The organism is Vibrio sp. V30_P3S12P165 (genome assembly GCF_009904905.1).
GTDB lineage: Bacteria > Pseudomonadota > Gammaproteobacteria > Enterobacterales > Vibrionaceae > Vibrio > Vibrio fujianensis.
In genome coordinates this window covers 167,232-181,370 of sequence record NZ_WXWH01000015.1, presented here as the reverse complement: position 1 = coordinate 181,370, position 14,139 = coordinate 167,232, and the positions used below count along the sequence as shown (strand labels likewise).

General features: G+C 44.4%; 10 protein-coding genes. 6 read left to right on the top strand and 4 right to left on the bottom strand.

The window, feature by feature from the left end; all coding sequences use genetic code 11:
- Positions 1 to 20 precede the first annotated feature (20 nt).
- The 4 genes from relA (at position 21) to eno (ending at position 6,323) form a co-directional block, all read left to right on the top strand.
- The gene (gene relA, locus CAG57_RS03820) at positions 21 to 2,240 is read left to right on the top strand and encodes a GTP diphosphokinase (RefSeq protein ID WP_161428065.1); all 2,220 of its coding nucleotides are present in this window, start codon (positions 21 to 23) and stop codon (positions 2,238 to 2,240) included.
- Between the two features lie 64 nt (positions 2,241 to 2,304).
- Positions 2,305 to 3,147, top strand: coding sequence for a nucleoside triphosphate pyrophosphohydrolase (gene mazG, locus CAG57_RS03815; protein WP_161428064.1), 843 nt, complete (start codon positions 2,305 to 2,307; stop codon positions 3,145 to 3,147).
- A gap of 159 nt (positions 3,148 to 3,306) precedes the next feature.
- Positions 3,307 to 4,944, top strand: coding sequence for a CTP synthase (locus CAG57_RS03810; RefSeq protein ID WP_161428063.1), 1,638 nt, complete (start codon positions 3,307 to 3,309; stop codon positions 4,942 to 4,944).
- A 77-nt stretch (positions 4,945 to 5,021) separates the two neighbouring features.
- Positions 5,022 to 6,323 (top strand): phosphopyruvate hydratase, encoded by a 1,302-nt coding sequence (eno, locus tag CAG57_RS03805; protein WP_099610563.1) that lies wholly within the window; start codon positions 5,022 to 5,024, stop codon positions 6,321 to 6,323.
- 113 nt (positions 6,324 to 6,436) lie between these two features.
- On the opposite strand, the gene CAG57_RS03800 is transcribed toward eno, so the two are convergent.
- From CAG57_RS03800 to CAG57_RS03785, 4 genes are all read right to left on the bottom strand, one after another.
- Positions 6,437 to 7,657, bottom strand: coding sequence for a multifunctional CCA addition/repair protein (locus CAG57_RS03800; protein ID WP_161428062.1), 1,221 nt, complete (start codon positions 7,655 to 7,657; stop codon positions 6,437 to 6,439).
- Between the two features lie 67 nt (positions 7,658 to 7,724).
- The gene (locus CAG57_RS03795) at positions 7,725 to 8,333 is read right to left on the bottom strand and encodes a TIGR04211 family SH3 domain-containing protein (protein ID WP_099610564.1); all 609 of its coding nucleotides are present in this window, start codon (positions 8,331 to 8,333) and stop codon (positions 7,725 to 7,727) included.
- 226 nt (positions 8,334 to 8,559) lie between these two features.
- A complete protein-coding gene (locus tag CAG57_RS03790; RefSeq protein ID WP_161428503.1) occupies positions 8,560 to 9,819 on the bottom strand; it encodes an inorganic phosphate transporter in 1,260 nt (419 codons plus the stop codon).
- Positions 9,820 to 9,962: 143 nt separating this feature from the next.
- Positions 9,963 to 10,643 (bottom strand): TIGR00153 family protein, encoded by a 681-nt coding sequence (locus CAG57_RS03785; RefSeq protein ID WP_161428504.1) that lies wholly within the window; start codon positions 10,641 to 10,643, stop codon positions 9,963 to 9,965.
- Positions 10,644 to 10,848: 205 nt separating this feature from the next.
- Here CAG57_RS03785 and CAG57_RS03780 point away from each other — a divergent pair, with 205 nt between their 5' ends.
- Together CAG57_RS03780 and CAG57_RS03775 are read left to right on the top strand one after the other, a co-directional pair.
- Entirely contained in the window at positions 10,849 to 12,366 is a 1,518-nt protein-coding gene (locus CAG57_RS03780; protein ID WP_161428505.1) for a CYTH and CHAD domain-containing protein, read from the top strand.
- Positions 12,367 to 12,778: 412 nt separating this feature from the next.
- Positions 12,779 to 14,035: a methyl-accepting chemotaxis protein gene (locus CAG57_RS03775; protein WP_099610566.1), complete on the top strand. Its 1,257-nt coding sequence runs from the start codon at positions 12,779 to 12,781 to the stop codon at positions 14,033 to 14,035.
- Positions 14,036 to 14,139: the final 104 nt, after the last annotated feature.

Sequence of the window (14,139 nt, the reverse complement as noted above, 5' to 3'; positions counted from 1 at the left end):
ATAATAATTAGGACACCTCTATGGTTGCGGTACGTAGCGCACACTTAAACCCAGATGAACAGTTTGAGCTAGAAAAATGGATTGCTGGTTTAGGGCAAGAAGCAAAAACGGCGGCGAAGCTGAGCGAAGTCTATCGTCAATGCGAGCAGTTACTTGAAGGACACCCTCAAAGCTCACTATTACTGTGGCGAGGGCGGGAGATGATCGAAATATTGATCACCTTATCGATGGATAGAGCGACACTCGTGGCCGCTCTGCTGTTCCCTATTGCAATCAGCGGAGCATTGGATGCTGAAGAACTGGAAGCTGGCTATGGTAAGGAGACCGTCAAACTGATTCACGGTGTGGAAGAGATGGCTGCGATTGGTCAACTCAATGTCACACTGCGAGGCAGTGAAGCTTCAGCCCAAGTAGACAATGTGCGGCGAATGTTATTGGCTATGGTCGATGATTTTCGCTGTGTGGTGATCAAGCTGGCCGAACGAATTTGCAATCTACGTGAAGTTAAAGCTCAACCAGACGAGGTGCGTCGCGCTGCCGCAAAAGAGTGTGCCAATATTTATGCGCCATTAGCCAACCGGCTTGGTATTGGTCAACTCAAATGGGAAATTGAAGATTACGCATTTCGTTACCAACAACCCGACACATATAAGCAGATCGCCAAACAACTTTCTGAACGCCGAATCGTGCGCGAGCAGTACATTCGAGATTTTGTCGATGATCTTCGCCAAGAGATGCAAGCGTCTAGCATCAATGCGGAGGTAAGTGGCCGCCCCAAACACATTTACAGCATCTGGCGAAAAATGCAGAAGAAAAATCTGGCATTTGACGAGCTATTCGACGTGCGCGCGGTTCGAATCATCGCCGATAAACTACAAGATTGCTACGCCGCATTGGGGATTGTGCATACCAAATATAAGCATTTGCCTAATGAATTTGATGATTATGTGGCTAATCCGAAGCCGAATGGTTATCAATCCATCCATACGGTGATTCTTGGCCCAGAAGGAAAAACGATAGAAATTCAGATTCGTACCAAACAGATGCATGAGGACTCAGAATTAGGCGTTGCGGCGCACTGGAAATATAAAGAAGGCAGTAGTGCTGGACGCAGCGGGTACGATGAAAAAATCACTTGGCTACGTAAGTTGTTGGATTGGCAAGAAGAAATGTCTGATTCTGGCGAAATGTTGGATGAACTGCGTAGTCAAGTGTTTGATGATCGCGTCTACGCCTTTACCCCGCGTGGCGATGTGGTCGATTTACCCATGGGAGCGACCCCGCTTGATTTCGCCTATCATATCCACTCAGAGGTTGGACATCGCTGTATCGGTGCCAAAGTCGGGGGGCGCATTGTGCCGTTTACCCATAAACTGCACATGGGCGATCAAGTAGAAATCATCACCGCTAAAGAACCCAACCCCTCTCGTGACTGGTTAAACCCGTCACTCGGTTTTGTTCATTCAGGGCGGGCACGAGCAAAAATCAATGCTTGGTTCCGTAAACAAAGCCGAGAGAAAAACTTAGAAGCAGGACGAGAGATCCTCGAAAACGAATTAGCCAAAATCGGTGCGACCTTAAAAGATGCAGAACTCTATGCGCTGAAACGTTTTAACGTAAACAGTGCAGATGAAATGTATGTTGGCGTTGGTAGTGGTGATTTACGGATTAACCAAATTGTCAATCATATCAATGCATTGGTCAATAAACCAACGGCTGAAGAAGAAGATAAACTGGCTCTTGAAAAACTGGTTGGAGAAACCAAGCCGATCGTCGGTAGCCAAACGCATAAAGATGCGGTTGTGGTGGAGGGGGTCGATAATTTGATGACGCATTTGGCGCGTTGTTGCCAACCGATCCCTGGTGATGATATTCGTGGTTATATTACCCAAGGACGTGGTATTTCAGTGCATCGAAGTGATTGCGAACAATTAGAAGAGCTGAGCCACCATGCGCCTGAGCGAATTATTAATACCGTTTGGGGGAGAGGTTTTGTCGGGAGTTATCGTTTAACATTACGAGTTGAAGCCATGGAGCGAGGAGGGCTACTGAAAGACATCACTACCTTGCTGGCCAATGAGAAAATCAAAGTGATCAGCATGAAAAGTCGTAGTGACTATAAGCGTCAGCTCTCCATTATGGATTTTGAACTTGAACTCAATAATATCGAGGTTCTACAACGTATCTCGAAACGCATTGAGCATATTAAAGATGTGATGTTGGTTAAGCGATTAGGTTAATTGAGCAGCATTTATAACGAGGTTAGCGCGTCAGTTCTGCCTCGTTTTTTTATTGAGAGGTAACATGGCCCATCCTATTTTACAGCTTGAACAAATTATGAATCAGTTACGAGACCCTGAGCATGGTTGTCCATGGGATCGCAAGCAAAGTTTTGCCAGCATTGTGCCTCATACCATTGAAGAAACTTATGAAGTGGTGGAGGCAATCGACAAACAAGATTGGCCAAACCTACGAGAAGAGCTTGGGGATCTCCTTTTTCAGGTGATCTTTTATAGCCAATTGGCAAAAGAACAGGGTTTATTCGATTTTTCAGCGGTCGTTGAAACGGTGAATGAAAAATTAATTCGCCGCCATCCTCATGTTTTTTCTAATCTTCAGTTTACCGATTCAGCTCAGTTGGCCGCTAACTGGGAGGCTGAAAAAGCCAAAGAAAAACACCAAGCAGGCAAAACAGAACAAAGTATTCTAGACTCAATACCACAAGCGTTACCAGCCTTAATGCGCGCCAATAAAATTCAACAAAAATGCGCGAAATATGGCTTTGACTGGGACACCCTTGGCCCGGTGGCCGAGAAAGTACAGGAAGAATTGGCTGAAGTGATGGAAGAAGCACTTCAAGTCGAGGTTGATGAGCAAAAAGTAGAAGAAGAACTTGGCGATCTGCTGTTTGCCACGGTCAATTTGGTTCGCCATTTAGGTAAAGATCCAGAAATAGCGTTAATGAAAGCCAATCAAAAATTTGTGCGTCGTTTCCAAGGGGTGGAGCAATTGACGCAGGCGCATCATCAGCCCTTAACCCATTTTTCGTTAGCTGAACTTGATGCGATGTGGGAACAAGTTAAACAGAGAGAAAAAGAGAAAGTTGAGCCTTTTTTAAGTAAAAATAGCAATAAAAAGCACGATTGAGCAGAGAAAATAAACCGAGTTCAATCTGTTTGATTTGAAGCAAAAAATAAAAAACTGAGTGTGATAGATTTCACGTTGTGGCGATAAATGGGTTCTGGTATAGTTTCATCCCGTCCAGAAGAAATCCATTTCCCTCATTCAACCAATTTCAGGTTAAACATGACGACAAATTATATTTTTGTTACTGGCGGGGTCGTATCCTCTCTAGGTAAAGGTATTGCAGCAGCATCGCTTGCGGCGATTTTAGAAGCTCGTGGTTTAAAAGTGACCATGATGAAGCTTGACCCTTACATCAACGTTGATCCCGGCACAATGAGCCCAACTCAACATGGTGAAGTGTTTGTCACGGAAGATGGCGCTGAAACTGACCTTGACCTTGGCCATTACGAACGTTTCATTCGTACTAAAATGACCAAGCGCAATAACTTTACTGCTGGTCGTGTTTATGCCGATGTCTTGCGTAAAGAGCGCCGTGGTGACTACCTTGGAGCTACAATTCAGGTCATTCCTCATATTACTAATGCGATAAAAGATCGCGTGCTTGCTGGCTCTGAAGGCCATGATGTTGCTATCGTTGAAGTCGGTGGTACCGTCGGTGATATTGAATCACTGCCATTTATGGAAGCCATTCGTCAGCTTGCCATTGAAGTTGGTCGCGAGAATGCGATGTTTATGCATTTAACCTTGGTGCCATATCTCGCGGCAGCTGGTGAAGTGAAAACCAAACCGACCCAACACTCAGTTAAAGAGTTGCTTTCTATCGGAATTCAACCGGATATTTTGGTTTGTCGTAGTGATCGTGTGATCCCTGCTAACGAGCGTAAAAAAATCGCTTTATTCTGTAACGTGCCAGAAAAAGCCGTTATTTCGATGAAAGATGTTGATTCTATTTATAAAATCCCACAATTAATTAAATCTCAAGGTTTAGATGATTTAGTCTGTGCGCGTTTTGGTATTACCGCACCAGAGGCGGATCTTTCTGAGTGGGAACGAGTTATTTATGAAGAAGCCAACCCAACGGGTGAAGTCACCATTGGTATGGTAGGCAAATATATTGAATTGCCAGATGCGTATAAATCGGTCAATGAAGCCCTAAAACATGCAGGGCTGAAGAATCGCCTTAGCGTGACCATTAAGTATATCGATTCACAAGATGTTGAAACCAAAGGGGTTGATATCTTACAAGGTGTGGATGCTATTTTGGTTCCGGGTGGTTTTGGTGACCGAGGCATTGAAGGTAAAATTCTTGCCGCCCAATATGCTCGTGAAAACGGTGTCCCTTATCTTGGTATCTGCTTAGGTATGCAGGTTGCACTGATTGAGTATGCAAGAAATGTCGCGGGTATGACTGGTGCACATTCAACAGAATTTAACAAAGAAAGCCCGTATCCTGTGGTAGGCTTAATCACAGAATGGGTTGACAGTGAAGGTAAGGTTGAAGAACGTACCGAAAGTTCAGATTTAGGCGGTACGATGCGTCTAGGTTCTCAACTTTGCCACCTAACGAAAGGGACAAAAGCGTATGAATTGTACGGAAGTGCCACAATTCATGAACGTCATCGTCATCGTTATGAAGTAAACAACAACCTTCGTCCACAAATTGAAAAAGCCGGCCTGAAGGTTTCTGGGTTATCCGCAGATAAAAAACTGGTTGAGGTGATTGAAAATCCAGCGCATCCATGGTTTATTGCGGCTCAATTCCACCCAGAATTTACATCGACTCCGCGTGATGGGCATCCACTTTTTGCTGGTTTCGTCAAAGCAGCGGGTCAGTTCCAACGCGGTGAATTAAAGTAAAAGGATATGGGTAGCGGCTTAAGTTGTGCCGCTATCCTTTTAGTTTTGACATTTAAATTCAATGAGAGGAAACATTAATGTCTAAGATCGTTAAAGTTCTAGGTCGTGAAATTATCGACTCACGTGGTAACCCAACTGTTGAAGCGGAAGTTCACCTAGAAGGCGGTTTCGTTGGTATGGCGGCTGCTCCATCTGGTGCATCAACTGGTTCTCGTGAAGCACTTGAGTTGCGCGATGGCGACAAAGCTCGTTTCCTAGGTAAAGGTGTTCTTAAAGCTGTTGCGGCTGTTAATGGTCCGATCGCGGAAGCATTAATCGGTAAAGATGCCAAAGATCAAGCTGCAATCGACCAAATCATGATTGACTTAGATGGTACGGAAAACAAATCTAAATTTGGTGCCAACGCTATCCTAGCTGTTTCTTTAGCAAACGCTAAAGCAGCAGCAGCAGCGAAAGGCATGCCTCTTTATGAGCACATTGCTGAGCTAAATGGCACTGCAGGTCAGTTCTCTATGCCATTACCAATGATGAATATCATCAACGGTGGTGAGCACGCCGATAACAACGTTGACATCCAAGAGTTCATGATCCAACCAGTTGGCGCAAAAACGCTAAAAGAAGCTGTACGTATCGGTTCTGAAGTATTCCATAACCTAGCTAAAGTGCTTAAGTCTAAAGGTTATAATACAGCGGTTGGTGACGAAGGTGGTTTCGCTCCTAACCTTAAATCTAACGCTGAAGCGCTAGAAGTTATTGCAGAAGCAGTTGCTGCTGCTGGCTATGAGCTAGGCAAAGACGTTACTCTAGCGATGGACTGTGCAGCCTCTGAGTTCTTTGACAAAGACGCTGGCATCTACAACATGAAAGGCGAAGGTAAAACCTTCACTTCTGAAGAGTTCAACCATTACCTAGCTGAGTTGGTTGAGAAGTTCCCAATCGTATCTATCGAAGATGGTCTAGATGAGTCTGACTGGACTGGTTTTGCACACCAAACTCAACTGCTAGGCAATAAGATCCAATTGGTTGGTGACGATCTATTTGTTACAAATACTAAGATCCTTGCTGAAGGTATTGAGAAAGGCGTTGCTAACTCTATCTTGATCAAGTTCAACCAAATCGGTTCTCTAACCGAAACTCTTGCTGCAATTAAGATGGCTAAAGATGCAGGTTACACTGCTGTTATCTCTCACCGCAGTGGCGAAACTGAAGACGCAACTATCGCTGATCTAGCGGTAGGTACTGCTGCAGGTCAAATCAAAACAGGTTCTATGAGCCGTTCTGACCGTGTTGCTAAGTACAACCAATTGATCCGTATCGAAGAAGCGCTAGGTGCTCGTGCTCCTTTCAACGGTCTTAAAGAAGTTAAAGGCCAAGCATAATTTCTCGCGAAATCGCTTAGCTTTGTTATAGTAAAACGCCCTACTGAAATGTAGGGCGTTTTTGTAGCACAAGCCATCTAGCTATTTATCTTGGTTGATTGGATTGAGCGTTATTAGTGCCGATCTAAAGCGGCAATCGCTTGAATTCGGCGTTGAGTTAATTGCTCTCTAATGGCCTTCCCTTGAAAACCCTCTGTAATAATCTGCTGAACATCAACAGTTAATGCTGCCTGATAAGCTTGGTTAAAGAGTACACTCTGTGGGTAAGGTGTCTCTTCACATCCTAAGCGGCCTGCATGATCGGCTTGGCAGCAAAGTAATACCTCATTTAAACGCGCTGGTTTACGCCATACGTCTAATTTGTCGAGTATTTTGAGTTTGGTGCTGGCTTTTAATTCCGCTGCTCTATGAATGTTTGAGTGCTGCTCGCAGACTAATAAGGCTAATTCTTTAAACTCATTAGGAATCCGCACACGCTCACATAACCGCTTGATAATGCCGATGCCAGTCTGGCAGTGCATTTTATGGCTCGGCCATTGTGCTTTGGGGGTTACCCCTTTGCCAAGGTCATGAACTTGGGCCGCAAAGCGTATGGTTAAAGAAGATGACAGTTGAGCGGCTTGTTTGGCAACCAATAATGTATGAATACCGGTGTCGATTTCTGGATGCCATTGTTCAGGCTGTGGGACACCAAAAAGACGCTCCAGTTCAGGAAGTACCACCGCAAGTGCACCACATTCATGTAGTACCGCAAGGAAAACCTCTGGGCTTGGTGTTGCCAGTGATTTATGCCATTCTTGCCAAATCCGTTCGGGCGTTAAGTGGCTGAGTTCACCAGATTGACTAATTTGCTGCATCAATTGCTGGGTCTCTTTAGCAATCGTAAAACCAAGATGGGCCAGCTTGGCAGCAAAGCGTGCGACACGTAAAACTCGCAGTGGATCTTCAACAAACGCTTTTGATATATGGCGTAAGATACGCTGCTCAATATCTTTTTTTCCACCATAGGGATCAATCAATTCACCTTGGCTGTTTTGAGCTATGGCATTAATGGTTAAATCACGTCGAGCCAAATCTTCCTCAAGTGTCACATCTTGAGCGTAATAACAGGCAAAGCCTGTATAACCTGCACCGGTTTTACGTTCGGTGCGCGCTAAGGCATATTCTTGCTTTGTTTTGGGGTGCAAGAAGACGGGAAAATCTTTTCCAACCGCTTGATAACCTTCTCGCAGCATCTGCTCTGGGCTACTGCCGACGACCACCCAATCTTTATCATAAACAGGAAGGTTAAGTAATTGATCGCGGACGGCTCCGCCAACTAGGTAAATTTGCACTTGCATTCCTTGTAGTCGTTAGATAAAAACGGCCACCTTAGGTGGCCGTGATAAAGAACAATCGTCGCTATGCCCATCCTGCTGGGTTACGCTTACGTCTTGGAATAATGTGCGGCAAGAGTAAGCCAAACAGTAAGCCTCCACCTGCGACGCCGCCGCCATACATAAAGTATTTCAGCAGTAAATCTTCTTTCTGGGTATCTAGTTTTGCACGAAGTTCACGAACTTCTGCTTGTGATGCAGTGAGCTGTTGGCTAATCTCGCCGTAGCTTTTTTCTAAATCGGCAATTTGTTTATTGCGAGCGTCTAATGAATCGATTAAGCCGGCTTTTTCACTATCAGCATTCTGCCGAGCGTTGGCCAATTGGCTTTTTACTTCTTTCAACTCCTTTTCCAGCAGAGGAAGACGTACTGCCATGCTGATATCTCGCGTGACAAAGCGGCTTTCCACCCAGCCATCACGGCCTCGACTATCGACCACTTGGCTATAGCCGGTTTCTTTATTGGTATTGAGCAGTTTTATTTTTTCTCCCGCATCAATCGAACCAATAATTCGATATTGATTACTTGGACCTGAATGCATATAAGTAAACAATTTATCTGCGATATAGCGGTCTTGTGCAAGCGTTGGTGCGGTCAAGAGAGAAAATAGCACCATGCAGACGAGTTTTTTCACGGTTTATCCCTTAGTTATGGTCAATGTTGCGATGGACAAATTTTCTCACCTAGAGAGTAAACACGCAATTGAGTGTTTTATGAGAATTTGGTCGCGCTTTTAAGGTTGTTTGGCTGATAGTAAAAACTTTATGGACTTGGTGCAACAAAGAAGGGAGGCCAAGCCTCCCTTTCTGTGCGTTTGAGTCAATAATGACAAACCATTGACAGATTCTTGATATGACTGATTAGCCAAAAACAGCTCGGATAGTATAGAAGAAGATCACCGCAAGTAGTGCGCCAGCGGGTAACGTTACTATCCATGAGGCGACAATATTGCGAACGACACCTAAATTTAGTGCCGCAATACCGCGAGCAAATCCAACGCCTAACACCGCGCCGACTAAGGTTTGGGTGGTTGAAATAGGCAAGCCGGTTCCGGATGCGAGCACCACGGTTGAGGCGGTTGCTAGCTGAGCGGCGAAGCCGCGGCTAGGCGTCAGTTCGGTAATTCCTGTCCCTACCGTCGCCATGACCTTATGCCCTAATGTCGCAAGGCCAACGACAATCCCGATGCCCCCTAGGGGTAAAATCCACCAAGCAATGGCACTTTGCCCAGTTACTTGGCCAAGATGTTCAACGGTTGAGACGACAGCGGCCAAAGGACCGATGGCATTAGCCACATCATTGGAGCCATGAGCAAAGGCCATGGCACAGGCGGTAATTACCATTAATACAGAGAAAATACGTTCTACGCTGGAAAAACCAGGATTCTCTTCGGTATTTGAAAAGCGTTTGTAGATATATATATAACCTAACAACATAATGAAGGCAGAAAAAGCGATCGAGCAGAGCCAAGCTTCAGTGCTGGTTAGGTGCAATCCAATATGCTTTAACCCTTTTTTGATGGTTACCAAAGCGATCACCATGGTGGTAATAAACATATAGATTGGCACAAATCGTTTGGCATTGAGCAGCGGCGTTTCTGTATCAAAAATAAGCCGCTGGGCACTGACAAAAATGGCGTAGGCTAGCAATCCAGAGATAAACGGAGTAATGATCCAACTTCCGACGATGCCTTGTACTGAGCTCCAATCGACCGCATCAGTGCCGACAGAGACAGAGGCAAAACCGATGATAGCACCGATGATTGAGTGCGTTGTGGAAACCGGCCACCCCATGTAAGAGGCCAGCAATAACCATGTTCCCGCAGCCAGTAAAGAAGACATCATGCCATAGACAAGCAGTTCGGGTTGGTCAGCAAAGAGTGCCGGTTCAATGACACCTTTACGAATAGTGTCGGTAACTTCACCTCCCGCCAGGTAAGCACCAGCAAATTCGAAAATCATCGCAATGATGATGGCTTGTTTTACAGTCAGGGCTTTTGAGCCCACAGATGTGCCCATTGCATTGGCAACATCATTTGCCCCAATACCAATGGCCATCAATAAACCGAAGATCGCTGCAACAAGAATCAGGACTGTGCCGTAGTTCGCAAGGATATCCATCGTAATACCTAGTTGTTGATAACAAGCGGAGTAAAATCGTAGTACTTTTTCGGCACGAAAAATCCCATCAGCGAGAACAATAATCAACGCCTAAACTGTGATGGTACGATTAATACTCTTAGTTATTTGGTTAACTTTATGATTTAAGAGCGCGACAGCATGACTTCAAGCCGAGCACCAACGCGCTGAGCTTGATCGGCAATACCGCCTACCCATTCAAAAATTTTGTATAAGAATACGACATCAATCGGATTCATTTTCGACTCTATCGCCATTAATTGTTGGCGGAGTCGAATTTGCATCGTATCGGTGTCATCCTCGATCACATCCAGTTGATTGATCATTTCAGCCACCAGCGTGACTTCACGACCTTTAAATCCAGTTTCTAATAACTCATCGAGTTCATTGATCACTTTCTGCGCTTGCTTGGCTGCGTCAAGACAGCGGCTAACGTAAGCGATGAAGTTTTCTTGGAGAGGTTCAGGGATAATAAGCTGACGACCATAAACACGACCCGCAATATCTTTGGCAAGATTGGCCAGTTTATCTTGTTGAGTGAGAAGCTCAAGCATGTCAGTACGATCAACCGGCATAAACAGCCCTCGAGGGAGTTTGAGACGGATTTCACGTTTCAACACGTCAGCTTCTTTCTCTAGATGAGAAATTTGTGCGCGTATCTCTTCTGCTTTTTCCCAATCACCTTGAGCACAAACTTCAAAGAAGTTGATCAAGTGAGAGCAGCATTCATTGACACACACAACGTGTCGTTGCAAAGGTTTAATTGGGGACTTTGCAAATAACCCCATAATGGTATTTACTGGCATGGTCATTCAACCTAATAGCTATAACCTAAAAAGAACAGATGCCATATTATGGCGAAATGTTGAGCGTTGGCTATAAAGGCGCGCATGTTAACCCATTAATTGACGTATTAAAACTGTTTTAGATCATCAATTGGTCGATATTTCTCTCTTGCCCCGTCGCCTTTTAGGCAATATCCTGTGGCTATCTGCTGCGAAAGGTATAAGTATGGAAACCGAAATAGAACTGAAGTTTTTTGTTTCTCCAGATTTTTCAGAGGTTTTACGTAGTAAAATTTCTGAAACCAAAGTACTTCAGCACAGTTGTCGAGAGTTAGGAAATACCTATTTTGATTCTGCCGATAACTGGTTACGTCAACATGATATTGGGCTACGCATTCGTCGTTTTGATGAAGTATATGTGCAAACAGTCAAAACGGCGGGGCGAGTCGTCGCAGGGCTACATCAACGGCCTGAATATAATGCAGAGCATAGCAGTAACGAGCCTGACCTCTCTCTTCATCCTGCGGATATTTGGCCAGAAGGACGCGAACTGGCTGAGTTACAAACCCAGTTATTACCTTTATTTGCGACTAACTTCACTCGTGAGCAGTGGCTCGTGGGTATGGCCGATGGTAGCCAGATTGAAGTCGCATTTGATCAAGGTGTGGTGCAAGCTGGAGTAAATCAAGCGCCAATTTGTGAAGTAGAACTTGAGCTAAAATCCGGTCAAACGGATGCATTGTTTGTCTTAGCGCGTCACTTAAGTGATCAAGGTGGCATGCGTTTGGGTAACTTGAGTAAAGCGGCGCGTGGTTATCGTTTAGCTGCCGATTATTCTGGTGATGAGGTTCAGCCGTTGAGCTTAGTCAATACCCAAAGTGATGATAGTGTTGAGTCTTGCTTTATCCGTTCTTTGGAGCATGCGTTGTCACATTGGCACTATCATGAACAAATTTATATTGAGCAAGATTCTATAGCAGCGCTGCATGAAATTAGTCATGCGATTAGCTTTATTCGTCAGCTGTTGACGGTTTATGGTGGAATCGTTCCTCGTCGTGCCAGTGCGATTTTGCGTCAAGAACTAAAATGGCTTGAAGGTGAATTAGCCTGGTTAAAGCATTACGATTATTTGGATGACTTACTGAAAGATAAAGGCTACGCGCTGCGTAAGTTAGAAGCGCGAAAATTTTTAGTTACGGAACTCAAGCAGCGCCAAGAAGAACTACCACAACGGGATGAGTCTCTTAAATTACTTCATTCTGCTCGTTATACAGGCTTATTACTGGATCTTAGTCGCTGGATTTTAACCCGGGGATGGCAACCATTTTTGGATGAAAAAGCTCGCGAGCGAATGGCAAGAAATATTCGTGGTTTTTCTATAAAGCAGCTTGAGCGAGCGTGGGCTGAGCTTATGGACGTTTTTCCTCCCGAGCAAACATTATCCAGCCAAGAATATATTGATCAACAATACCGCTTGATGCGTACTCTCTATACGGGGATCGGTTTTGCTCGTTTATATGATGCGGAAAAACGGCTCGCATTTCGCATGCCATGGGCTGATTTGTTGCATGGTATTGATGATCTTTTAACATTAAAAACCTTAGCCACCTTACTTGATACACTGGAAGCGGAAGATCAAGAACAAGTGAATCGTTGGTTGATTCGTCAAGAACATTCGATCCTTCATGCGATGGAGCAAACGCGAATGATTGGAGTTGAAATTCCGCCTTATTGGCGCGATTAAGCTAGCGTGATTAAGTCACTTAACACATAAAAGGGATGCGCAATTGCATCCCTTTTATGTTTTGGCCTTCAGCATTGGCGCGATTTATCGGTATCAAATATCGACTTAGATCACAATCGGTGGTGTTGAATCGACAAGTTGCTTGAGTATTTCCATACTCAGTCGATAGGGAAGAAAGTGATCAACGATAATTTTGTGTCTATTTTTAGCTTATATTTGTCATTGGCTGATAATCCGTTTGAGATCACAAATTAGGTTATCGACCCTTGAATTAGCGATATTCCACTCATTGATACGAGTGGGTTTTTGGTACTATGGGTTTCATACGGTGCTCGAAATAATTCGTGTTTTCGAGAGAATATTTGGTAAAAAATATTAAAAATAGATAATTGAACTGAGTGGAGAACAGACAATGGCGAGGATAGCGTTTAAACCGTGGGAACGGGTTATCACAGATGTACGTCTGATACCCAAGATGGTCATGCTGATGATCTTCAGCACCTTACTGGTTATTGCTAAACAGTTATGGGATGCCAGCTTGTTCTATGATTCCCTGTTGGCTGCAACCCAAAATATTGAGGTGGCTCAACAACATTATGATGCATACCTCGTTCAGGTCGTGTGGCAAACGGGGCTAATGATTGTTGTGTTTGTGGCGCTACTTTTGTTTGCCGCTCGGGTGATGCTGCGCCAGACTCAATTTTTGAATGAATCTATCAAACAAATGGCTCAGCGAGATTTATCTGAGCCCATTGTGATGGAATGTAAAGATGAATACGGTGATGTCGCTCGAGAGCTTGAGATTACTCGACATCAATTACAAGAATTGATCAAAATGCAGATCAGCACATCTCAAGAACTCACGGCTTTGACGGAAGTGATGACCATCAGCATGTCTGAAACCAAAGAGTCAGCGCAAGAAGAGTTTAACGAGATTGATCAGCTCGCAACCGCAATGAGTGAGATGTCTTCTACAGTCCAAACCGTTGCGGAACATGCGCAAAATGCTTCGTCATTAACAGAAAATACCTCTCAACAAGCTAAAACTGGCCAGCAGTTTGTACAAAGAACCATCAGTAAGATTGATCAACTCTCTAAAGATATCGCAGCATCTGCAGCTGCTGTGAATCAAGTCGAAGAACGTGTGATCGCGATTGGTAGCGTAGTAGGAACCATTCAAAGTATTTCAGAGCAAACCAACTTATTAGCATTAAACGCAGCGATTGAAGCCGCTCGCGCTGGTGAAGCCGGGCGTGGTTTTGCTGTCGTTGCTGATGAAGTCCGTAATCTGGCACAGCGTACTCAATCTGCGACAGTTGAAATTCAAGAAATGATTTCTCAGCTGCAAAGTAGTGCAAACTCGGCGGTTGATTTAATGGAAAAAAGTGTCGTAGAAGCGGCAGATGGGGTCGAGCTGGTTACCAATGCTGGCAGTGAGTTAGATGGTATCGTGGTGCAAGTCCAACAAATCAATGATATGAATTTCCAAATTGCTACTGCGGCTGAACAACAAAGTAGTGTTGCTGATGAAATGAATCAAAACTTAACCAATGTGCGAGAGTTGGTCGAAGCTTCGGTTACCGTGGTCAGTGAACTATTGGAAACGTCTGAAATTATGCAAAATAATGCAGAAGAGTTGGATAATAAAATTACTGTGTTTAAGGTATAACGCGAATTTTTCCGGCTCAGTAACACGCCCACATAATGAAAGTGGGCGTTTTTATTTTTATTTGTCTGAGCTAAAGTGTTCACCTTGGGTTTTCTCAGTAAGCA